Genomic DNA, 21,063 nt, shown 5'->3' with positions numbered 1-21,063 from the left:
AGGCCGGCGCTGGCGCGGCCGTCCGCCGGCGCGAGGCCGGCGGCGAGCATGCTGTTTGGAGGGAGCCGCCCGCTCAGGCTGCGAGTTGCGGACGCACCGCTTCGATGCCGGCAATCCAGCCGGCGACGGAGCGGCCGATCGCCTCAGGATGGTCCTCCTGAAGGAAGTGCAATCCGGCGCCGAGGCGGACATGAGCGCAATGCTTCAACGACGCCGCAAACGTCTCGGCGAACTCCGGCGCCACGAGCGCACCGGGCTCGCCTGAGAACAGCAGCTTTGGATAGGTCGATGCGGCCAACGCAGCATGCGCTGATTGGAGCGCCTCATAAACATCGGCGGGCTCGCCTGCGACCGGCAATTCGCGCGGAAAGGTGAGAATGGGACGGCGGCTCTCCGGCGTCGGGAACGGCGCGCGATAGGGCGCCATCTCGTCATCGCTGAGCTTGCGGACGATGCCGCCGGGCAGCACGCGCTCGACGAAGGCATTTGCCTCCAGGATCATGGCCTCGCCCTCGCCCGGCGTCCTGAATTTCCGGAAGGTCTCACGCGCAGCGTCGGCTTGGTGAAAGTCCTGCCAGGTCGGCATCGGGCGGATGAACTCCATGAAGGCCAGACCGCGCACGAGATCTGGCCGGCGTGCGGCGAGATGAAATGCGAGCGCGGTACCCCAGTCCTGCGCGACGAGATAGGCCGACGTGATGCCGCGCTGCTCGATGAAGGCATCGAGATAGCGCACGTGGTCGAAGAAGCGGTAGGCGATGTCGGGCTTGTCGGATTGGCCGAAGCCGATGAGATCAGGCGCGATGCAATGCGCGACCGGCAACACCAGCGGCAAAATGTTGCGCCAGATGTGCGACGAGGTCGGATTGCCGTGCAGGAACAGCGCGACCGGCGCACCTTCCGCGCCTGTCTCGCGATAAGCCATGCTGCTTCCCAGGACGGACGCTTTACGAATCTCGATTTCGTTTCGCTTGGTCATGTCGTCTCCTTGAACACGGTTTGGAATGCGATGGTCTTGAAACGATCGAGCGCTTTGGGATTGCGGTCGACCTTCATGCGCAGGATCGCGCCCTGCCAGGACGCGAGCAGGAACTCGGCAAGCTCGTCAGGCTCGAACTCGGATGCGATCTCGCCGCTGGTCTGGGCATCCCTGATGCAGGCGGCGAACGGTGCGCGCCATTCGGCGAAGATCGCCGCGAGACGCGCGCGCAACAGCTCACTGCTACCGCTCGCCTCCAGGCTGAGATCGCCGATCAGGCAGCCGCGACCGTAGCCGTCGGCCTCGAGTCGGCCGGTGATGATGTCGAGATAGCGCCTGAGCCGCGCCCGCGGCGTCAGCGCGATGTCGTCGAGGGCCTCGGCGACCAGCCCCCTGGTGACGTCGAAATAGCGGTCGAGCACTTCGGAGGCGAATGCCTCCTTGGAGCGGAAATGGTTGGTGAAGGACCCCTGCGGCGCGCCCGCCGCGGCGGTGACGTCGCGCACGCTGGTGCCGTGATAGCCGGTCCGGAACATGACCTTCAGGCCGGCGTCGAGGATGGCATCTTTGAGTGAGGGCTTTGGCATGGGCGTTATAATACGTACGTACGTATTAATGTCAAGCGCAAACGTGCTCCTCGGCAATCAGCTTACCGATCAGTCAGTTATCGGAGTTTGAGACAATCGATCGCCCGGCAGCGGATCGCGGTTCAGGCCACAGGCTGGCTCCGCGAAACCACCCAATAGCGCAGCCACGCACCGATGGTGCAGCCGACCAGATAGCAGGCGAACAGGACCAGGCCGAGGTCGAGCCAGTAGCCGAAGCGGCCCGGGACCACATGTGCGAACGAGGCCGCAACCAGTCCCGCGACCAGCGCGGCGAGCCAGCGCGCAGTCACCTTCGAGGTGCCGTTGCCGCGCTGGACCACCGAGATCCAGCCCATGCAGAAGCCCAGCATCACCGAGCCGATCAGCCAACCCGTATGGAACGAGACAAGATAGGGCATCGTCACCTCACCAGAAATTCGATGCGGCGGTTTTGCGCCTTGCCGTCGTCGGTGTCGTTGCCGGCGACGGGCTGCGTGCTGCCGTAGCCGACCGCGGTGAAGCGGTCCGCCGGCAGGCCGGCCCTGACCAGAAAATCGATCACCGCCTGGGCGCGTTTCTCCGACAGCGCCTGGTTGAAGGCGTCCTCGCCGTCGGAATCGGTGTGACCCACGACCTCGATATTTGTGGTGGGACAACGCAGCGCCGTCTCGATCAGATGATCGAGAATGCCGGCGGAGTCGGGATCGATGTCGGCGCGCTTGGTTGCGAAGCGGATCTTGCCCTTGGCCAGCAGCTCCGAGAACAATTGCTGGCAGACGGTGCCGTCGACCGGCCCCGCCGCGGGCTTCACCGTGATTTCAGGCTTGTATTGCCAGATTTTTGGAAAGTCCTTGCCGAGGCCGGCGCGGATGTCGTTGGCCGCACCTTCGTACAGCGCATCGCCCGACAGCTTCACCTCGCGATCCGACACCACGAGCGTGCCGGTCGACAGCCGCGACAGCGCGCCGAGCGCTGCGACCACCGCGGTGTTGAAGGAGCCGGGAGCACCGACGCTGGCCTTTAGATTGTCGACGACTTTCTCGGTAAAGAATTTTCGCGACGCGCTGGTCTCGATCGCGGCGTGCACATTGTTGTCGGGCACGTAGCCGGTCATCGTCACGGTGGCGGCGACCGGATCCTTGTAGGCCTGGAAGATGTAAGGCGGTGCCTTGATCTCGTTGGCGGCGATCGAAAAACCTTCGGGCAGGTTCTTGAGCGCAGCCGCAATCGCTTCGCGGCCGCCGAGGTCGCGCGCCATGCCCGACAGATTGACCTTGGTGTCGGAGATCGTGATCTTGCCGTCCTTCAGCTTGCCGATCTGGTCGAGCAGCAGCATCGCGGCCGCTTCGAACCGCGCCGGCGCGCCGCGGGCCAGGCCCATCTGATCGGCGACCTCGGTCCCATTGACCTCCTTGCGGGCGGCTTCCGTCAGGCGCGCCTTCATCGAAGGCAGCGGCGCGGAGCCCGACAGCGTCACCCGCACCACGTCCCGCTCGGCACTCCAGACGAAGGGCTTTGCTTCGGCAACAAGGCGGGTCTGGTCATCGACCAGCCGTACGCCGGGAACCATCTCGACCGTGGTCACGGCATCGCGGCGCCCCTCGTCGGAGAAGGCGTCCGCGGCCAGGCTGACGTCACGGCCGTCCACCGCGATCCGGGTCTTGTCCAGGACGGTGTCCTTGAGCGCGGCCGAGCTGCGGGCCGACAGGTCGGCCTCGACCGGCAAGGTGTTATTCCAGCCCGCAAATCCCCACATGACGGCAAGGGGAATCAGCCCCGGCCACCATTTGCTGGCCCACCTGAAAAGCATCTGCATTCGACGACCCAAACTCTGGAACCGGAGACAAAACAAACCCTTGGCGGGCTGTCAAACCGGAATAGGGCCCTTTCGGGGGCCACACGTGGAGAATTGGAATAACTTTTTCTTCAAGGGTAACACCCTAAGTTGAGGGCGGAATGCCCAGGGGCGGCCAGCCGGACATGAAGCAACTCCGTAACAACGTCATTCGCGCCGGGCTGGGAGCACTCTATTTCAGCGGGGCGCACCATCTGCTGCGCCCGCTGCTGTCGGGCGTCGGCGCCATTTTCATGCTGCACCATGTGCGGCCGGCTCGTGAGCGCGTATTCCAGCCGAACCGGCATCTCGAGGTCACCCCCGACTTCCTGCGTGCGACGCTGCGCCATTTGCGCGCGCGCGAGATCGACATCGTCAGCATGGACGAGCTGCACGAACGGCTGGTGCAAGGCCGCTTCGACCGCCGCATCGCCGCCTTCACCCTCGACGACGGCTATCGCGACAACTGGGAGCACGCTCTTCCGGTGCTGCGCGAATTTGACGCGCCCGCGACCATCTATGTTGCCAGCGACTTCGCTGAGGGCACCGGACGGCTGTGGTGGACCGCGCTCGAGGCCGTCATCGCCAAGGCCGAGCAGGTCGACGTGCGGATCGGCCATTCCGCGTTGCGGCTCGATGCGAGCACGCCTGCCGCGAAGCAGGCGGCGTTCGACCGCCTGCATGACTGGCTCCGCGCTCTTCCGGGCGAGCACGATCTGAAGCGCGAGATCGAGGCGCTGTGCGCCGCCCACGGTATCGACATGGAAGCGCTGTGCCGCAGCCTCTGCCTGTCCTGGGACGAGGTGAAGCGGCTCGCGGCCGATCCACTGGTCACGATCGGCGCCCACACCGTCAGCCATTGCAATCTCGCCAAGCAGAGCGAGGAGATCGCCGCGCAGGAGATGGCAGTCAGCCGGGTGCGGATCGAGAACGCGCTGGAGCGTCCGGTGCTGCATCTCGCCTATCCCTATGGCGACCGCGAGGCAGCCGGGATGCGCGAATTCGCGCTCGCAGCATCCGCCGGCTTCAAGACCGCGGTGACGACACGGCCCGGCATGCTGTTCGCAGGGAACGCCGGCCACATGACCGCGCTGCCGCGCGTCTCGCTCAACGGCAACTACCAGGACGCGCGCATTCTGCCGGTGCTGACCTCGGGCGCCGCGACCGCGATGTGGAACGGCTTTCGCCGGTTTGCCGCGGCTTGACTGTTGTCCCGGCCTTCGCCGGGACAACACCGAGTTGACACCCCTCCCCTCGGCGCTCAAAACGGCGCCAACCCAAGGGAGGCACCATGTCCAACGATCTGTTTTCGCTCAAAGGCCGCATCGCACTCGTGACCGGCGGCTCGCGCGGCATCGGCAAGATGATCGCGGCCGGATTCCTCGGAGCAGGTGCGGCGAAGGTCTACATCACCGCGCGCAAGGCGGGCCCTTGCGAAGCCACCGCGAAAGAGCTCTCGGCGCAATATGACGGCGAGTGCATCGCGCTGCCGATCGACATCTCGACCGTCGAAGGCTGCGACAAGCTGGCCGGCGAAATCATCAAGCTCGAGCCGAAGCTCGACATCCTCGTCAACAACGCCGGTGCGGCATGGGGTGCCGAGTTCGACGAATTCCCCGAAAGCGGCTGGGACAAGGTGATGGACCTCAACGTCAAATCGCTGTTCTTCCTGACCAAGGCTTTGGCAAAGCCGCTGCGCGCGGCGGCGTCGCACGAGCGGCCCGCCAAGGTCATCAACATCGCCTCCGTCGACGGCATCTTCGTCAATCCGGGCGAGACCTATTCCTACGCCGCGAGCAAGGCTGCCGTAATCCATCTGACGCGGCGCATGGCGACGAAACTGATCAAGGACAACATCAATGTCACCGCGATCGCACCGGGCGCCTTCAAGTCCGACATGAACCGCGCCGCGCGCGATCATTCAGACGACGTCGCAAAACGTATTCCCGCGCGGCGCATCGGCACCGACGAGGACATGGCAGGCGTTGCGATCTACCTCGCTTCGCGTGCGGGCGACTACGTCGTCGGCAACACCATCGCGGTCGATGGCGGTGTGGTGTACGCGAATGCGGGGCTGGAGATCGCGGGGTAGTTGGCGAGGGATAGCGCGACACCCTCTGCTGTCATGCCCCGCGAAGGCGGGGCATCCAGTACGCCGCAGCTTCTCGGCTGGAGCACAGCCGCCTCTGGAATACTGGATCACCCGCTCCCGTGCGCAAGTGCGCACAAGGCGGGTGATGACACCATTTGCATGACGCGAGCGTTCGCCCCTAACGCCTACGACTCGATCCTCACATACTCAAAATCACCCGGCTTGTTGTCGATGCCGACCTTCGGCGGCGAAATCCACGACGCGAACTTGCCGGTTTCCGTGACTGGCTGCATCAGCGAGGTGATGAAGTCGCCGTCGGCGGTCGAAGGCAGCCAGTCGTCCTTGCGCTTCGCCCAGGTGGCGTCGTCGATCAAGATGCCGTCGGGCGTCGCGTGCACGTCCTTGAACTCGCCGATATGGCGGTGGAAGGCAACGTTGGGCAGCGTCAGCTTGAAATCGTAGCCGGCGGTCGAGATCACCTTGTTCCAGCGCAACATGCCCTTGACGCAATCCTGGCTGTAGTCGTCGCGCAGGCGCATGTTGAGCGCGGTCAGCGCCGGCTCGTCGACCAGCTTGATCTCGCCGTCGATGAACTTGAGCACCGGATAGGTGGCGTTCTTGAGCTGGTGATCGTCGTCGATCTGGGTCTCGTGATAGCGGCCCTTGATGCCGGTGTTGAAGGCATTGGCCGCGTTGGTCGAGACTTCCGAGCCGAACAGATCGAGCGACAGCGTGTAGTGCAGGTTCAGCTTCTTCTGGATGGTCGGAAGATCGATCACGCCGAGCGCGCGGACTTTGGCGATATCCGTGGGATCGGTGATGCCGGCCTCGCGCATCGCATCGCAAGTGCGCTGCACCACGCGGGTGATGCCGGTCTCGCCGACGAACATGTGGTGCGCTTCCTCGGTCAGCATGAAGCGGCAGGTGCGCGACAAGGGATCGAAGCCCGACTGCGCGAGGCTGTGCAGCTGCATCTTGCCGTCGCGATCGGTGAAGTAGGTGAACATGAAGAACGACAGCCAGTCCGGCGTCGCCTCGTTGAAAGCGCCCAGCATGCGCGGTGCGTCGGCATCGCCGGAGCGGCGGCGCAGCAAATCATCGGCTTCCTCGCGGCCGTCGCGGCCAAAGTACTTCTGCAGCAGGTAGACCATCGCCCAGAGGTGGCGGCCTTCCTCGACGTTCACCTGGAACAGATTGCGCATGTCATATAGCGAGGGCGCAGTCTTGCCGAGATGGCGCTGCTGCTCGACCGAGGCCGGCTCGGTGTCGCCCTGGATCACGATCAGCCGGCGCAGCATGGCGCGATATTCGCCCGGGACTTCCTGCCAGGCAGGCTCGCCCAAGTGCTCGCCGAAGGGAACGACGCGGTTCTCTTCCTGCGGCGCAAGCAGGATGCCCCAGCGATAGTCGGGCATGCGGACATAGTCGAACTTGGCCCAGCCGCGCGGATCGACGGAGTAAGCGGTGCGCAAGTAAACCAGCGACTCCTGAAAGCCTTCCGGCCCCATGTCGCTCCACCAGTCCATATAGCCGGGATGCCAGCCTTCAAGCGCCTTCAGCACCTGGCGGTCTTCGGCGAGATTCACGTTGTTCGGAATCTTTGTCGAGTAGTCGACGTTCATGATGTTCATGGCCGTGCTCCTTGGTCGGTCTCGTGTCCCGGACGCAGTGCGGCGCGAAGTGCTGCACTGCTGAGCCGGGACCTATGTCTGGTTCGCCTGGGTCCCGGTTCTGCGTCGCATCGCTTCGCGCTGCGCCGCGCCCGGGACACGGCAGTCGTTACACCCGTGTCATATCGAATTTCGGCTTCTGGCCGCTGCCGTAGCGGCGCAGCGCGCCTTCCTCGCCGACGGCATTGGGGCGCTGGAAGATCCAGTTCTGCCACGCGGTCAGCCGTGAAAAGATTTTCGATTCCATCGTCTCGGGGCCGACGAAGCGCAGGCTCGCTTCCATGCCGGTGAGACTGTCGGGCGAGAAGCTCGCGCGCTCCTCCAGGAAGACGCGGACCTCGTCGTCCCAGTCGATATCGTCGAGCGCGAAGGTGACGAGGCCGAGCTCCTCGGCCTGCTCGGCGTCGAGCGCTATGCCGAGCGTGGCTTCGGCACGCTCCACGTCCGCCGGATCGGCCTGGAAGCGCGACTGAAGCCGCGTCAGGCCGTGGCTCATCGGATACGGGCCGAAATTCATGGCGGAAAGTTCGATCGAGGGCGGCGGCTGGTTGTCGCCCTGGCGCGTGCCGATCAGCATGTAGGAGCGGTCGGCGGCGAAGACGAGTTCGGCCAAGGTGCCGGCAAAGCACGAGCCGGGCTCGACCAGCGCCACCAGCGTGCGCGAGGTGACGTCAATGCGCTTGAGCACGCGCTTCCAGTAGTGGCGGATCTCGTTGACCAGCCAGTGCGTCTTGTTGGCTTCGAGGAAGGCATCGCTGGCGAGCACGTGGGCGCGGTCGCCATGGCTCTTGAACACCAGCATGGCGATCTCGAGCTCGTTGATGCGCAAGTGAAGGATGGCGTCGTCGAGCTCGCGCGCCACTTGCAGCGGCCAAAACGATGCGCCCTGCGCCATCATGCCGTCGATGTCGGTGGGGGCTGCTGCCTCCGGCGCCTTGATCGAGATGGTGGCAATGCGTGCGGCGCGGTCGATATCGACGGTCACAAAACCATAGCGGATGCTGGTCTCGTCGATCGTGCGCTTGAGAGGGGAGAGCGCGATGCCCTTGCCGCTGCCGGCGCGTTTCGACGCGGCCGCGAATTCCCTGGCGCGCTCGACGATCCTGGCCTCCAGCTTGGAGTTCGGCGCGATCTCGTCGACGAGGCGCCATTGCACGGCGCGCTTGCCCTTCACGCCTTCCTCGATGGTGCAGAAGAAGTCGGCGTGGTCGCGGCGCACTTTGCGCTTGTCGACGACGCGGGTGAGACCGCCGGTGCCGGGCAACACCGCGAGCAGCGGCACTTCGGGTAACGCCACGGCGGAAGCGCCGTCGTCGGCGAGAATGATGTGGTCGGTCGCGAGCGCGAGCTCATAGCCGCCGCCGGCAGCGGAGCCGTTCACGACAGTGATGAAGCGCTGGCCGGAATTCTCCGAAGAATCCTCCATGCCGTTACGGGTCTCGTTGGTGAACTTGCAGAAGTTCACCTTGTGGGCATGGGTCGAGCCCGCGAGCATGCGGATGTTGGCGCCGGCGCAGAACACGCGGTTCTTGGCCGAGCGCATCACCACGACCTTCACCTCGGGATGCTCGAAGCGCAGCCGCTGGACCACGTCCGCAAGCTCGATGTCGACACCGAGATCGTAGGAGTTGAGCTTGAGCAGGTAGCCTTCGAACAGGCCGCCATTCTCGTCGACGTCCATGGTCAGCGTCGCGACGTCACCGTCGACCGCCAGCTTCCAGTGCTTGTAGCGGGACGGTTCGGTCTGGAAATCGATGAATGTCGCGCCGCCTGCGAGGCGCCGATCTTCCCCGGCCATGAGCCACCCTTGAGCTTGTTTTCGCTATACCGTTAGATGCACAATAGTGCATATTCTGAGAGGCGTCTAGCCTAAATGTGGACCACACATGCACTTTGCTTCATCTGCAACACCGGGGCTGCAGATAGGCCGCCCTATACGCGTCGCACAGCTTGGAGACCTCGGTCGTCCCGCAAAGCGGCCTTTGCAAATTGCTCGATTGCGTCAACCGTTGGCGCCGCCGCTTCACGGTGGGGAGAATGCCCGGCGCCTGGAATAATCGTCAGATCGACCGGGCAATAACATTCCTCCTGCGCAATTTGGACCTGCCGCAGTGTCCCATATTGGTCATCCCTTCCTTGCACGACCAGGATGGGAACGCGGATGTAGGCCAGATACTCCGAGATGTCCCAATCGCGGAATTTCGGATCGAGCCAGGCGCCGTTCCAGCCGTAGAAGGCATTGTCGACGTCTCCGTGCCAGCGCGCGAGCTTTGCCTTGAGGTCGGTGGTCTCATAGGCCGTCTTGATCGCGGCGATCGATTCCACCGAGATGTCCTCGACGATGAAATGCGGCGCGATCAGCGCGATGCCTTGCAGGCGATGGTCCTGATGCGCGCCGGCATAGATCGCCGCGATCGAAGCGCCGTCGGAGTGGCCGAGCAAGAGGCCACGCTTGAAGGGAATGGCATCGAGCACCTTCGGCAGCACGTCGAGCGCCTCGCGCTGCATGTAGTCGAGCGGACGTGGCAGCGTGACCGGGCTCGACTGGCCATAGCCCGCCCGTGAATAGGTGAAGATGCCGGTGCCGGTCGTTTGCTGGAGCTTTTCCGGAAAGTCATTCCACAGGCCGACGGAGCCGAGGCCTTCGTGCAGCATGACGATGGTCGGCGCATCGGCGCTTTGCGGCGCGAGCCATTTGTATTCGAGACGGGCCGCGCCGATGCTGAGAAAGCCGGTGGGGGCGAGAGTCATTTCTTCGTCCGTCCTTCTCCGTCGTCATGCCCGGGCTTGACTCGGGCATCCACGTCTTTCCTCAATCGCGGTCGCGCGTGGATGGCCGGGACAAGCCCGGCCATGACGGCTTGTTGCTAATTCGCGCCGTCGCGCAGCTTGAACCGCTGGATCTTTCCCGTCGCCGTCTTCGGCAGCGAGTCCACCACGTCGATCCAGCGTGGATATTTCCACGGGCCGATCTTCTGCTTGACGTGATCCTTCAGCATCTCCTGCAAGTCCGTCGTCTTCACGCCCGGACGCAGCACGACGAAGGCCTTTGGCTTCAGCAGGCCCTCCGGATCGGCCTCGGGCACGACGGCGGCTTCCAGCACCGCCGGATGCGTGATCAGCGCGCTCTCGACCTCGAACGGCGAGACCCAGATGCCGGAGACCTTGAACATGTCGTCGGCGCGGCCGCAGAAGGTGTAACGGCCTTCGGCATCCCTGACGTATTTGTCGCCGGTGCGGGTCCAGGGGCCTTCAAAGGTGCGACGGCTCTTGTGGCGCTGGTTCCAGTAGCCCTCGCCGGCCGAGGGCGCATCGACCAGTAGTTCACCGACCTCACCGTCGGCGACGTCCTGCCCGGCCTCGTTGACGAGCCGCACCGCATAGCCCGGTACCGGCTTGCCGGACGAGCCGTATTTGATGTCGCCGGGCGCGTTCGAAAGGAAGATGTGCAAGAGCTCGGTCGAGCCGACGCCGTCGAGAATGTCGACACCAAAGCGCGACTTCCAACTGTTTCCGACGGATTCCGGCAGCGCCTCGCCGGCCGAGGTGCAGATGCGCAAGCTCTTGCCGCCGCGCTCGCCCTTCATCGCTTCGTCGTTGAGCATCGCCGCGAACAATGTCGGCACGCCGTAGAAGATCGACGGATTGTATCTGTTCATCAAATCGAACATCCGCGCGGGTGTCGGCCGCTCGCTGTTCAGGATCGTGGTGGCACCGACCGACATCGGGAAGGTCAGCGCATTTCCGAGGCCATAGGCGAAGAACAGTTTTGCGGCGGAGAGGCCGACGTCGTTCTCACGAATGCCGAGCACCTTGCTCGCGTAAGTGTCGGCGGTGGCCTGCAAGTTCGAATGCAGATGCCGCACGCCCTTGGGCATGCCGGTCGAGCCGGACGAATAGAGCCAGAATGCCGGCTCGTCCGGATGCGTGGCAACCGTGGGGAACTGATCGCTCTCATCAGCGATCTCTTCGGCGAGCTGCTTGTGGCCATTCTGCTTGGCGCCGGAGACCACGACATGCTCGAGATCCGGCATGCGGCCGACGACGTCCTTGATGACGGGATAGAGCGCCTCGGACACGAACAGCACGCGGGCGCGGCAGTCGGCGAGGATGTAGGCGTATTGGTCAGCAGTCAGCAGCGTGTTGAGCGGCACCGGCAGGATGCCGGCGCGGATCGCGCCCAAAAACACGATCGGGAAGTCGATCGTATCAAGCATGATCATCGCCACGCGCTCTTCGCGGCGGACGCCGAGCCGGCGCAGCATGTTGGCGGCGCGGCGTGTCTCGCGCTGGAGTTCGCCGTAGGTGAGCCGCGAGACGGTATCGTCGAAGACGAGCTTGTTGCCCCGGCCTTCCTCGACGTTACGGTCGAGCAGCCAGGTCACCGCGTTGTAGGATCCCTCGCTCACGGTCGTCTCCCCCGAATTTAGAATTATAATTCATAGAAAGACACTGTGACGGCTTGCTGTCAATGCCAGCAGGCATTATGTTTCATTAAAGCGCGCCGCAAGACCTTCTTTAAACAAGACCTCCTTTGAAGAAAGCATCCGCTAAAGAAGGCTCATGACCGATAGTCCCGACGCCGAATCCCGCTTTCTCGAACAGCTCGGCCAGCGCGTGCGCACCATGCGCGCGTTGCGCGGCATGTCGCGCAAAGTGCTCGCCAAGGTATCAGGAATTTCGGAGCGCTACATCGCGCAGCTCGAGAGCGGCAAGGGCAATGTCTCCATCGTCCTGCTGCGCCGCGTCTCCGACGCGATGGGCGCGCATCTGGAAGACCTGCTGCCCTCAGCCGATCCGACGCCGGACTGGCAGATGTTTCGCGATCTGCTGCGCAAGGCGACGCCGGCGCAGATCGCGCAGGCCAAAGATCTGCTCGCCGGCGGCACCGCCTCCGCGCCGCGGCGCGCGCCGTTCTGCGGCATCGCGCTGATCGGCCTGCGCGGCGCCGGCAAGTCCACGCTCGGGCGGATGCTGGCGAAAAAGATCGGCTGGAGCTTTGTCGAGCTCAACAAGGAGGTCGAGCAGCAGAATGGCCTCTCGGTCGCCGAGATCATCGCGCTCTACGGCCAGGAAGGCTTTCGCCGCATGGAGCAGGCTGCGCTGCAACAGCTGCTCGCGCGCAACGAGCTGATGGTGCTGGCGACCGGCGGCGGCATCGTGTCCGAGCCGCTGACCTTCGACCAGATCCTGTCGTCGTTTTACACGATCTGGCTGAAGGCCGAGCCGGAAGAGCACATGGCCCGCGTCCGCCGCCAGGGCGATCTGCGCCCGATGGCGGATGATCGCTCTGCGATGGCGGAACTGCGCAATATCCTGCTCAGCCGCGAGCCGCTCTATGCGCGCGCGACGGCGGTGGTGGATACGGCGGGGCTGAGTGTCGATGCGGCGGCTGCAAGGCTGATCGATGCGGTGCGGCCGGTGCTGCAGAACGAAGCGCGGAGCTTCGGGCTGCGCAGCGTGGCGCTGTAGGCCGGGACTTCAGGAATGACCGACAGCGACGTCACCACCTCCATGTTCGAGCGGATCGGCGGCCGTGCCACGATCGACCTGTTGGTCGACCGCTTCTACGACCGCAAGGATGCGCTACCGGAGGCAAAAATCATCCGCGCGATGCATGCGGACGATCTCGGCCTGATCAGGGACGTGCTGAAGCGCTATCTCACCGAATGGACCGGTGGCCCGAAGCTCTATTCTCCCGAGAAAGGCCATCCACGGCTGCGGCAACGGCACATCGGCTTTGCCATCGGCGACGCCGAGCGCGATGCGTGGCTGCTGTGCATGCGCGGCGCGATGGAGGAGACGGTCACTGACGCTGCCGCGCGGCAGGACCTCGACCGCGCACTGTCCGGTCTCGCCGACTGGATGCGCAACCGGCCGTGAGCGCGTCGATCAAGGCCGACGTGCAGCGTCCTCGGGTATCGCTTCGCCGACCCGGACTGCAAGTCATCAGACGCGGCTAGACCGACCAGTAATTCGGATGCGGATAGGGCCGCGAGCGGTCGCCCCAATCGAACTCGTCGCCGTCGAACTCACATGGACCACTGCTGAACTCGTCCATGGTAAGCTCGACCTGGAACGCCTGACGTGTTCGATCGTATTTCAGCGCGCTCCACTGCAGAGGATAGTGGTGGTGGGTACTGAGCAGCCCGCCGGTCTTGATCACGGCATAGGCGACTGTTCCGCTCACCTTGTCGAGCATCAATCGCTCGATCGTGCCGAGCTTCGTGCCGTCGCGCCCGTAGACGGCGACGTGCTCCACCCGATCACTGGGAACCATGGTGTGTTGCATGGCATGCTCCCTGGTTTGTGTGGAGCAGATTATAGCTCCGTGGTTGAGGTCACAGCAATTGCGAGCGCACTGCATCGACGCCCTCTCGCAGCAGCGGCAAGAAGCGGCCGAGCAGCTCCTGCGCCGGCACGCGATCGACATGGGCGCCCATGTTGATGGCGGCGATGATCGCGCCGTCATAGCGGCGGACCGGAACCGAGATCGAGCGGAAATGCGGCTCAGCTTCGCGGTCGACCAGTGAATAGCCCTGTGCGCGATCGGCGGCGATCCGCCCGAGCAGCGTCTTGGGATCGGTCACCGTCTGCGGCGTCAGCGCCTCGCGCTTCGCTGCCTTCAGGCGCGCGAGACAATCCGCGTCGTCGAGCTGGCCGAGCATGGCGCGGCCGACCGAGGTGCAAAACGCCGGCAAGCGATAGCCGATCTCCAATCCGCCGGAGAACATCCGCGCCGGGCTGCTGCGCGCGATGAACACGACGTCGTCACCATCGAGCACCGCGAGCGAGGAGATTTCGTTGGCCGCGGTGGCAACGCGATCGAGCACGGGCTGCAGCACCGTGACGAGCTGGTTGGAGCGCAGATAGGACGCCGCCAGCGTCAGCACATGCGGCGTCAGCGAGAACAGTTTTCCGTCGCCACTGACAAAGCCGCCGCGCTGGAGCGTGAATAGCATGCGCCGCGCGGTGGCGCGCGGCAGCTCGGTGGCGCGGGCGAGATCGCTCAGGGTCATCGGGCCCGAGTTGGTGCCGAAGCATTGCAACAGGCGCAGGCCGCGATCGAGCGCTTCGACGAAATCCGTCGTGCGCTCGTCGGTCTCGCTTCGTTTCAGCTTGGGCATGGGGTGGGGAATGTCCTGCAAAATAGTGCTTGCTGCCGATCCAAGGCATGTCATAATTCGCCCATTCGTTCAATAGGCGAACAGCCGCCATTCCACTAAGGATGCACTCGCCATGATGAGCCAGGAGCAGAACGACCTGATCACCCGCACCGGACCGAACGACCCGTGCGGAAAGCTGATGCGGAGCTACTGGCAGCCGGCCGCGCTGGTCGACCAGCTCGAGGGCGAGCGGCCGATCCGGCCCGTCAGGCTGCTCGGCGAGAACCTGGTGCTGTTTCGCGACGAGACGGGACGCTATGGACTGATCGATCGTCATTGCGCCCATCGCGGCGCCGACCTTGCCTTCGGGCGGCTCGAGCATGGCGGCCTGCGCTGCGCCTTCCACGGCTGGCTGTTCGACGCTACCGGCCAATGCATCGAAACGCCGGCCGAGCCGAAGGATTCAAAACTCTGCCAGAACATCCGGCAGCGCTCCTATCCCGTGGTGGAGAAGAGCGGCATCCTCTGGGCCTATCTCGGCGAGGGTAAGCCGCCGGCATTTCCGGAGCTCGACTGTTTCGTTGCACCCGGCACGCACACGTTTGCGTTCAAGGGCCACATGGCCTGCAACTGGCTGCAGGCGCTCGAGGTCGGCATCGATCCTGCGCACGCCTCCTATCTGCACCGTTTCTTCGAGGACGAGGACACGTCCACCGCTTACGGCAAGCAGTTTCGCGGCGCGTCGGCCGGCTCGGATCTGCCGATGACAAAGATCCTGCGCGAATACGACCGCCCGATCATCAATGTCGAGCACACCGAGTATGGGCTCCGACTGATCGCGTTGCGCGAGATCGACGAGGAGCGGACGCATGTGCGCGTCACCAACCAGCTGTTCCCGCATGGCTTCGTCATCCCCATGAGCACGGAGATGACGATCACGCAGTGGCACGTGCCGATCGACGATGAGAACTGCTACTGGTACGCGATCTTCACCAGCTACTCGAACCCGGTCGACGAGATGAAGATGCGCGACCAGCGGCTCGAGCTCTACGAGCTGCCCGACTACAAGTCGCGCAAGAACCGCAGCAACGACTACGGCTTCGATCCGCACGAGCAGCAGACCGCGACCTATACCGGCATGGGCAACGACATCAACGTCCACGACCAATGGGCGGTGGAATCGATGGGCGCGATCCAGGACCGCACCAGGGAGCATCTCGGCTCGAGCGACAAGGCGATCGTGCAGTATCGCCGCTTGCTGCGGCAGGAGATGGAGAAGGTCGGCGGCGGCGAGAAGCCGATGCTGTTCCTCGACGAGGCCAATGCGCGCTCCATTCAGGGCCCGGCGACCATGGACGGCATCGGCCCGACGCGGGGCTGGGAGACCTACTGGATGGAAGTCGACGTCAAGCGCCGCCGCGGCGCGCCGTGGACCGCTCCGGTGCCGAAGGAGATCGCCGACAACGTGCATCGGCTGACGGCGGCGGAGTGACGATCTATCCTCGTCATTGGGAGCGCAGCGAAGCAATCCAGTCTGCCTCCGCGGACACATTTCTGGATTGCTTCGCTTCGCTCGCAATGACGGAGAATGTGGCGCATGCTTTGCGTCTCACGACTAGAGGAGTAGCAAAGTGACTTTCGTCGCGCGTCATGCGCTGTGGTCGGATGAGCAGACGGACGCCGCGACGCGCATGCGCCGCATCGTCGAGGACAAGAACCTCGAGGTCATCCGCCTCGCCTTCCCCGACCAGCACGGCATCTTGCGCGGCAAGACCATCATTGCCGCCGAAGCGATCGCCGCGCTGGAGAGCGGCTGCTCCATCACCACCACCATGCTCGCCAAGGACACCTCGCACCGCACGGTGTTTCCGGTGTTCACATCGGGCGGCGGCTTCGGCATGAAGGAGATGGAGGGCGCGGCCGACGCGCTGATGGTCGCCGATCCCACCACCTTTCGCGTGCTGCCATGGGCGCCGGCGACGGGCTGGGTGTTGTGCGATCTCTATTTCAACGACGGCCGGCCGGTGCCGTTCGCGACGCGCGGGCTTTATCGCAAGGTGCTCGACGAACTCGGCCACCGCGGCCACGATTTCGTCGCCGGCCTCGAGGTCGAATTCCACATCTTCAGGCTCGACGACCCGCACATGCGCCCGGAGGACGCGGGACAACCCGGCACGCCGCCGTCGGTGAGCCTGCTCTCTCACGGCTATCAATATCTCACCGAGCAGCGTTTCGATCAGATGGAGCCGGTGCTGGAGATCCTGCGCCGCGACATCGTCGCGCTTGGATTACCTTTGCGCTCCGTCGAGGTCGAGTTCGGGCCGAGCCAGTGCGAATTCACCTTTGCGCCGAAGAAGGGCCTGGAGCCTGCCGACAACATGGTGCTGTTTCGCAGCGCCGTGAAGCAGATCGCGCGCCGGCACGGCTATCACGCCACCTTCATGTGCCGGCCGAAACTGCCGAATTTGTTCGCGAGCGGCTGGCACCTGCACCAGTCGATCGTCTCGCGCACAGGCGGCGAGAACGTTTTCATGGCCAAGGACGGTAGCCAGCCCATCAGCGCTTTCGGCCGCGCCTATCTCGCCGGGCTGCTCGATCACGCCCGTGCGGCCACCGTGTTCACCACGCCCACCATCAACGGCTACAAGCGCTACCGCTCCTATTCGCTGGCGCCGGACCGCGCGATCTGGGGCCGTGACAATCGCGGCGTGATGATCCGCGTGCTCGGTGGCGCGGGCGATGCTGCCACGCGCCTGGAAAACCGCGTCGGCGAGCCCGCCGCCAATCCCTATCTCTATATGGCTGCCCAGATCCTCTCGGGTCTCGACGGCGTCGATCGCAAGCTCGATCCCGGTCCCTCGGCCGACACGCCCTACGAGACCAAAGCGCCGTTCTTGCCGAAGAGCCTGCGCGATGCCGTCTCTGCGCTGAAGGACGATCCGTTCTTTCGCGAAAAATTCGGCGCGGAGTTCATCGACTACTACACCCACATCAAAAATGCCGAGATCGACCGCTTCCTCGCGGAGGTGACCGACTGGGAGCAACGCGAATATTTCGAGATGTTTTGATTTCGGCGATGGTGAGGGCGCAGCCCTCTCCTTCGTCATTGCGAGCGTAGCGAAGCAATCCAGGATCTTTCCGCGGAGGCAGTCTGGATTGCTTCGCTACGCTCGCAATGACAGGGAGAGAGCGGGGGCTCAAATGCCCAGATATTTGTGCTGCAGATCCGGCTCGGCCATCAGCTCATCCGACGTGCCGCTCCACACGGTGTTGCCGCGCTCGATGATGAAGTGGCGGTCGCAGATGCGGGCGAGGTGGTCGACGTTCTTGTCGACGACCAGGATCGACTGGCCGCGGCTCTTCAGGAGCGACAGGCAGCTCCAGATTTCTCCGCGGATCAGCGGCGCTAGCCCCTCGGTCGCTTCATCCAGGATCAGGAGCTTTGGGTTGGTCATCAGCGCGCGGCCGATGGCGAGCATCTGCTGCTCGCCGCCGGAGAGCTGGTTGCCCATGTTGGCGGCGCGCTCGGCAAGGCGCGGGAACAGCAGGTAGATCGCAGCGAGCGTCCAGGGATTGGCGCTGTTGAAGCGGTCGGCGGCGGCAGCAACCAGGTTTTCGCGCACGGTGAGGTTCGGAAAAATCTGGCGGCCCTCAGGCACCAGCCCGATGCCGAGCTTGGCGATCCGGTACGACGGTAGCTGCCGGACTTCCGTGCCCGCAAAACGGATGCTGCCGGCGCGTGCCGGCGTCAGGCCCATGATGGAGCGGATCGTCGTGGTCTTGCCCATGCCGTTGCGGCCCATCAGCGAAACCATCTCGCCCGGCTTGATCGACAGGGACAGGCCGAACAGCACCTGGCTGAGGCCGTAGCAGGTCTCGATGCTGTCGACGTCGAGCAGCGCGTCAGCCATCCCTTTTTCAGCCATGGTGCGTCACCACATGCTGATCGCCGAGATAGGCGCGCTTGACGTCCTCGTTGGCGCGGATCGCGGCCGGGTCGCCGGAGGCAATGACGCGGCCATAGACCAGCACCGAGATGCGGTCGGCCAGCGCGAACACCGCGGGCATGTCGTGCTCGACCAGCACGATCGAGACCTCTTTGCGCAGCTCCTGGAGCAGCGTCACCATACGCTGGGATTCGGTGACGCCGAGGCCCGCCATCGGCTCGTCGAGCAGCAGCAGTTTTGGCTTGCTGGCCAGCGCGACCGCAAGCTCGATCTGGCGCCGCTCGCCATGGCTGAGCCTGCTCACCACGACGTCGGCTCGGTGCAACAGGCCGACGCGGTCAAGCGCGGCATGCGCGGCATCGCGCAGGCCCCTCTCCTTGCGGGCATTGGCGAAGAAACGGAATGAGTGACCTGCATGCGCCTGCGCCGCCAGCGCGACATTGTCGGCGGCGGTGAAGTCGAGCAGCAGGGAAGTGATCTGGAACGAACGCGCGAGGCCCAGCGCGCAGCGGCGATAGGCCGGCAGATAGGTGATATCGCGGCCACCCAACGAGACGCTGCCGGAATGCGGCTCGAGATGCCCGGTGAGCTGGCTGATCAACGTGGTCTTGCCGGCGCCGTTCGGGCCGATGATGGCGTGCAGCTCGCCCGCGGCAACGTCGAGCGAGACGTTATCCGTCGCTGTGATGCCGCCGAAACGGCGCACCAGCTTTTCGACGCGGAGCAGCGGTTCAGCCACGATTGAGCCTCCCCAGCAGGCCCATGATGCCGCCACGGCCGAACAGCACGATCAGCAGCAGCAGCGGGCCCATGATCAGCGCCCAATATTCGGTGATCTGCGACAGAAACTCTTCCAGCAGCAGATAGACCACAGCGCCCATGACAGGGCCGAACAGCGTGCCCATGCCGCCCAGGATCACCATCACCATGAGATCGCCGGAGCGGGTCCAGTACATCATGGCCGGGCTGACGAAATCGGTGTTGTTGGCGAGCAGCGCGCCGGCGAGCCCGCACATGGTGCCGGAGATGACGAAGCAGACGAGCTGGTAGCGCTTGGCGGGAAAGCCGATCGCCTGCATGCGCTGCTCGTTGGAACGCAGGCCCTGCACCACGAGGCCGAAGCGCGAATTGACGATGCGCCAGATCAGGAAGATCACCGCGAACAGGCAGGCCAGGCAGAGATAATAGAACTGCGTCCGGTTCGACAGGTTGATCAGCCCGGAGAAGTCGCTGCGCTTGTAAACGGTCAAGCCGTCGTCGCCGCCATAACGTGCGAGGCCCGAGGCGACGTAATAGGCCATCTGCGCGAAGGCGAGCGTGATCATGATGAAATAGACGCCGCGGGTACGCAGAGACAGCGCGCCGATCACCAGAGCGTAGATCGCAGACGCCGCGAGCGCGACCGGAAACTGGATGAAGCCGGAGCCTGTGCCTTCCTGCGCCAGCATGCCGACGGCGTAGCCGCCTATGCCGAGATAGACAGCGTGGCCAAAACTCATCATGCCGCCAAACCCCATGATGAGGTTGAGGCTTGCCGCCGCTAGCGCCAGGATGACGATGCGGGTGAACAGCGTCATGATGAAGATGTTGCCGGACAGGTACGAATAGAGCGGCAGCAGCAAGAGGCCCGCCAGCATCAGGGCCGTGACGGCCTTGCTCACAGTAAAAGCCTTCATCGACGGTTGGCCGGGAACAGCCCCTCCGGCCGCACCACCAGCACGATCGCCATCAGCAGGTAGATCAGCATGGACGACAGCGCGGGCGCGGCGGTGGAGGCAGCGGCGCCACTCAGCACCTGCCGCAGCAGATTGGGCAGGAAGGCGCGGCCGAGCGTGTCGATCATGCCGACGAAGATCGCAGCGAGGAACGCGCCGCGGATCGAGCCGATGCCGCCGATCACGATGATGACGAAGGCGAGGATGAGGATGTTCTCACCCATGCCGATCTGCACGGTGAGGATCGGCGCCTGCATCATGCCGGCCAACCCCGCGAGCGCGGCACCGAGCCCGAACACCAGCGTGTAGAGCAGCTTGATGTTGATGCCGAGCGCGCCGATCATCTCGCGGTTGGAGGCGCCGGCACGGATCAGCATGCCGATGCGGGTGCGCATCACGCCGAGGTAGAGCAGCAGCGCCACCAGCAGTGCGACGACGATGATGGCGAGGCGGTACGCCGGATAGTGGATGCCGGGCAGGATCGGCACCGGCACCGTGAGCCAGGCCGGCAGCGGCAGCGCGAGGCCCGCCGGGCCCCAGATCAGCCGCACGGCTTCATTGAAGAACAGGATCAGGCCGAAGGTCGCGAGCACGTGGTCGAGATGGTCGCGCCCATAGAGATGCCGCAGCGCACTCATCTCGAGCACGATGCCGAGCACAAGAGTCGCGCCTAACGCCAGCAACGCGCCGAGCAGGAAGCTGCCGGTCCACGCCGCGAAGGTCGCGGCAAAATAGGCGCCCATCATGTAGAGCGAGCCGTGCGCGAGGTTGACGAGATCCATGATCCCGAACACCAGCGTCAGGCCGGCGGCGAGCAGAAACAGCAGCAGGCCGAACTGCAATCCGTTCAAGAATTGTTCGACGACGAGCAGCATCAAAACTCTTTCAGGCGCATACGGACGCGCGCCGATGTTCGAACACAGTCGCCATCCGTGAAAGAGCTCCCCCCGCCTCTACAAGGCCGAAAAATGGGTAATGGCAGTATCGTTCCGAGGCAAGAGCGATTCCGCGCCAGACATGCACTTTGTTGCATGCCGGTGCATGCGATCAAAATCAGGCCGTGCAAAACCGGCCCTGCAAGAAGACTGCCGCGCAGGGTGGGTCAGCCTGCCGCACCCAAACGATCACCCTCC

The 21,063-nt window shown here is 64.3% G+C and carries 20 protein-coding genes; 6 read left to right on the top strand and 14 right to left on the bottom strand.

Annotated elements, in window-relative coordinates; translation table 11 throughout:
• Positions 1–73 precede the first annotated feature (73 nt).
• From ABIC09_RS28535 to ABIC09_RS28520, 4 genes are all read right to left on the bottom strand, one after another.
• A complete protein-coding gene (locus ABIC09_RS28535; protein ID WP_354084237.1) occupies positions 74–979 on the bottom strand; it encodes a haloalkane dehalogenase in 906 nt (301 codons plus the stop codon).
• Entirely contained in the window at positions 976–1,566 is a 591-nt protein-coding gene (locus ABIC09_RS28530; RefSeq protein WP_187434807.1) for a TetR/AcrR family transcriptional regulator, read from the bottom strand. The genes ABIC09_RS28535 and ABIC09_RS28530 overlap by 4 nt, the downstream gene beginning before the upstream one ends.
• Positions 1,567–1,688: 122 nt before the next feature.
• The gene (locus ABIC09_RS28525; protein ID WP_354111321.1) at positions 1,689–1,985 is read right to left on the bottom strand and encodes a hypothetical protein; all 297 of its coding nucleotides are present in this window, start codon (positions 1,983–1,985) and stop codon (positions 1,689–1,691) included.
• Positions 1,986–1,987: 2 nt separating this feature from the next.
• Positions 1,988–3,382 (bottom strand): OmpA family protein, encoded by a 1,395-nt coding sequence (locus ABIC09_RS28520; protein WP_354084238.1) that lies wholly within the window; start codon positions 3,380–3,382, stop codon positions 1,988–1,990.
• 164 nt (positions 3,383–3,546) lie between these two features.
• On the opposite strand from ABIC09_RS28520, the gene ABIC09_RS28515 reads away from it, so the two are divergent.
• Together ABIC09_RS28515 and ABIC09_RS28510 are read left to right on the top strand one after the other, a co-directional pair.
• A complete protein-coding gene (locus ABIC09_RS28515) occupies positions 3,547–4,605 on the top strand; it encodes a polysaccharide deacetylase family protein (RefSeq protein WP_148751072.1) in 1,059 nt (352 codons plus the stop codon).
• 86 nt (positions 4,606–4,691) lie between these two features.
• Positions 4,692–5,492 (top strand): SDR family oxidoreductase, encoded by an 801-nt coding sequence (locus ABIC09_RS28510; protein ID WP_354084239.1) that lies wholly within the window; start codon positions 4,692–4,694, stop codon positions 5,490–5,492.
• 185 nt (positions 5,493–5,677) lie between these two features.
• On the opposite strand, the gene boxB is transcribed toward ABIC09_RS28510, so the two are convergent.
• The 4 genes from boxB to ABIC09_RS28490 form a co-directional block, all read right to left on the bottom strand.
• On the bottom strand, positions 5,678–7,114 hold the full coding sequence (gene boxB, locus ABIC09_RS28505; protein WP_354111331.1) for a benzoyl-CoA 2,3-epoxidase subunit BoxB: 1,437 nt from the start codon (positions 7,112–7,114) through the stop codon (positions 5,678–5,680).
• Positions 7,115–7,271: 157 nt separating this feature from the next.
• Positions 7,272–8,960, bottom strand: coding sequence for a 2,3-epoxybenzoyl-CoA dihydrolase (gene boxC / locus ABIC09_RS28500; RefSeq protein ID WP_354111320.1), 1,689 nt, complete (start codon positions 8,958–8,960; stop codon positions 7,272–7,274).
• Between the two features lie 134 nt (positions 8,961–9,094).
• Positions 9,095–9,913, bottom strand: a complete 819-nt coding sequence (locus ABIC09_RS28495; protein ID WP_354111319.1) for an alpha/beta fold hydrolase — start codon at positions 9,911–9,913, stop codon at positions 9,095–9,097.
• Between the two features lie 116 nt (positions 9,914–10,029).
• Positions 10,030–11,571 carry a benzoate-CoA ligase family protein gene (locus ABIC09_RS28490; RefSeq protein WP_354111318.1) on the bottom strand — a complete coding sequence of 514 codons (1,542 nt, stop codon included), beginning with the start codon at positions 11,569–11,571 and terminating at the stop codon, positions 10,030–10,032.
• A 154-nt stretch (positions 11,572–11,725) separates the two neighbouring features.
• Here ABIC09_RS28490 and ABIC09_RS28485 point away from each other — a divergent pair, with 154 nt between their 5' ends.
• Both ABIC09_RS28485 and ABIC09_RS28480 read left to right on the top strand, forming a co-directional pair.
• Positions 11,726–12,634, top strand: coding sequence for a helix-turn-helix transcriptional regulator (locus tag ABIC09_RS28485; protein ID WP_148750984.1), 909 nt, complete (start codon positions 11,726–11,728; stop codon positions 12,632–12,634).
• A gap of 15 nt (positions 12,635–12,649) precedes the next feature.
• A complete protein-coding gene (locus ABIC09_RS28480; RefSeq protein WP_354111317.1) occupies positions 12,650–13,045 on the top strand; it encodes a group II truncated hemoglobin in 396 nt (131 codons plus the stop codon).
• A 76-nt stretch (positions 13,046–13,121) separates the two neighbouring features.
• Here ABIC09_RS28480 and ABIC09_RS28475 read toward each other — a convergent pair whose 3' ends face one another.
• Together ABIC09_RS28475 and ABIC09_RS28470 are read right to left on the bottom strand one after the other, a co-directional pair.
• Positions 13,122–13,454 (bottom strand): PRC-barrel domain-containing protein, encoded by a 333-nt coding sequence (locus ABIC09_RS28475; RefSeq protein WP_148750986.1) that lies wholly within the window; start codon positions 13,452–13,454, stop codon positions 13,122–13,124.
• A gap of 49 nt (positions 13,455–13,503) precedes the next feature.
• Entirely contained in the window at positions 13,504–14,289 is a 786-nt protein-coding gene (locus ABIC09_RS28470) for an IclR family transcriptional regulator domain-containing protein (RefSeq protein ID WP_354111316.1), read from the bottom strand.
• Positions 14,290–14,401: 112 nt separating this feature from the next.
• On the opposite strand from ABIC09_RS28470, the gene ABIC09_RS28465 reads away from it, so the two are divergent.
• Both ABIC09_RS28465 and ABIC09_RS28460 read left to right on the top strand, forming a co-directional pair.
• On the top strand, positions 14,402–15,760 hold the full coding sequence (locus ABIC09_RS28465; protein WP_354111315.1) for an aromatic ring-hydroxylating dioxygenase subunit alpha: 1,359 nt from the start codon (positions 14,402–14,404) through the stop codon (positions 15,758–15,760).
• A gap of 139 nt (positions 15,761–15,899) precedes the next feature.
• The gene (locus ABIC09_RS28460; RefSeq protein WP_354111314.1) at positions 15,900–17,336 is read left to right on the top strand and encodes a glutamine synthetase family protein; all 1,437 of its coding nucleotides are present in this window, start codon (positions 15,900–15,902) and stop codon (positions 17,334–17,336) included.
• Between the two features lie 129 nt (positions 17,337–17,465).
• Here ABIC09_RS28460 and ABIC09_RS28455 read toward each other — a convergent pair whose 3' ends face one another.
• Genes ABIC09_RS28455 through ABIC09_RS28440 form a run of 4 tightly spaced genes read right to left on the bottom strand, consistent with a single transcriptional unit; the run spans position 17,466 to position 20,805 of the window.
• Positions 17,466–18,194 (bottom strand): ABC transporter ATP-binding protein, encoded by a 729-nt coding sequence (locus tag ABIC09_RS28455; protein WP_354084248.1) that lies wholly within the window; start codon positions 18,192–18,194, stop codon positions 17,466–17,468.
• Positions 18,187–18,954 carry an ABC transporter ATP-binding protein gene (locus ABIC09_RS28450; RefSeq protein WP_148750990.1) on the bottom strand — a complete coding sequence of 256 codons (768 nt, stop codon included), beginning with the start codon at positions 18,952–18,954 and terminating at the stop codon, positions 18,187–18,189. Before ABIC09_RS28450 ends, ABIC09_RS28455 begins: the two co-directional genes overlap by 8 nt.
• Positions 18,947–19,891 carry a branched-chain amino acid ABC transporter permease gene (locus tag ABIC09_RS28445; RefSeq protein ID WP_148750991.1) on the bottom strand — a complete coding sequence of 315 codons (945 nt, stop codon included), beginning with the start codon at positions 19,889–19,891 and terminating at the stop codon, positions 18,947–18,949. Before ABIC09_RS28445 ends, ABIC09_RS28450 begins: the two co-directional genes overlap by 8 nt.
• Positions 19,888–20,805, bottom strand: a complete 918-nt coding sequence (locus tag ABIC09_RS28440; protein WP_148777384.1) for a branched-chain amino acid ABC transporter permease — start codon at positions 20,803–20,805, stop codon at positions 19,888–19,890. Before ABIC09_RS28440 ends, ABIC09_RS28445 begins: the two co-directional genes overlap by 4 nt.
• Between the last annotated feature and the right edge of the window lie 258 nt (positions 20,806–21,063).

It is taken from the genome of Bradyrhizobium sp. S3.12.5 (assembly GCF_040548225.1).
Taxonomy (GTDB): Bacteria; Pseudomonadota; Alphaproteobacteria; order Rhizobiales; family Xanthobacteraceae; genus Bradyrhizobium; species Bradyrhizobium cytisi.
This window is presented reverse-complemented; position numbering and strand designations above follow the sequence as displayed.

Bases quoted from the DNA above. Each gene is read 5' to 3' on its own strand.
- ABIC09_RS28515 (WP_148751072.1), top strand. From the start codon at position 3,547: ATGAAGCAACTCCGTAACAACGTCATTCGCGCCGGGCTGGGAGCACTC.
- ABIC09_RS28485 (WP_148750984.1), top strand. From the start codon at position 11,726: ATGACCGATAGTCCCGACGCCGAATCCCGCTTTCTCGAACAGCTCGGC.
- ABIC09_RS28440 (WP_148777384.1), bottom strand. From the start codon at position 20,805: ATGCTGCTCGTCGTCGAACAATTCTTGAACGGATTGCAGTTCGGCCTG.
- ABIC09_RS28530 (WP_187434807.1), bottom strand. From the start codon at position 1,566: ATGCCAAAGCCCTCACTCAAAGATGCCATCCTCGACGCCGGCCTGAAG.
- ABIC09_RS28480 (WP_354111317.1), top strand. From the start codon at position 12,650: ATGACCGACAGCGACGTCACCACCTCCATGTTCGAGCGGATCGGCGGC.
- ABIC09_RS28470 (WP_354111316.1), bottom strand. From the start codon at position 14,289: ATGCCCAAGCTGAAACGAAGCGAGACCGACGAGCGCACGACGGATTTC.
- ABIC09_RS28495 (WP_354111319.1), bottom strand. From the start codon at position 9,913: ATGACTCTCGCCCCCACCGGCTTTCTCAGCATCGGCGCGGCCCGTCTC.
- ABIC09_RS28535 (WP_354084237.1), bottom strand. From the start codon at position 979: ATGACCAAGCGAAACGAAATCGAGATTCGTAAAGCGTCCGTCCTGGGA.
- ABIC09_RS28465 (WP_354111315.1), top strand. From the start codon at position 14,402: ATGATGAGCCAGGAGCAGAACGACCTGATCACCCGCACCGGACCGAAC.
- ABIC09_RS28475 (WP_148750986.1), bottom strand. From the start codon at position 13,454: ATGCAACACACCATGGTTCCCAGTGATCGGGTGGAGCACGTCGCCGTC.
- ABIC09_RS28525 (WP_354111321.1), bottom strand. From the start codon at position 1,985: ATGCCCTATCTTGTCTCGTTCCATACGGGTTGGCTGATCGGCTCGGTG.
- boxC (WP_354111320.1), bottom strand. From the start codon at position 8,960: ATGGCCGGGGAAGATCGGCGCCTCGCAGGCGGCGCGACATTCATCGAT.
- ABIC09_RS28455 (WP_354084248.1), bottom strand. From the start codon at position 18,194: ATGGCTGAAAAAGGGATGGCTGACGCGCTGCTCGACGTCGACAGCATC.
- ABIC09_RS28510 (WP_354084239.1), top strand. From the start codon at position 4,692: ATGTCCAACGATCTGTTTTCGCTCAAAGGCCGCATCGCACTCGTGACC.
- ABIC09_RS28445 (WP_148750991.1), bottom strand. From the start codon at position 19,891: ATGAAGGCTTTTACTGTGAGCAAGGCCGTCACGGCCCTGATGCTGGCG.
- ABIC09_RS28520 (WP_354084238.1), bottom strand. From the start codon at position 3,382: ATGCAGATGCTTTTCAGGTGGGCCAGCAAATGGTGGCCGGGGCTGATT.
- boxB (WP_354111331.1), bottom strand. From the start codon at position 7,114: ATGAACGTCGACTACTCGACAAAGATTCCGAACAACGTGAATCTCGCC.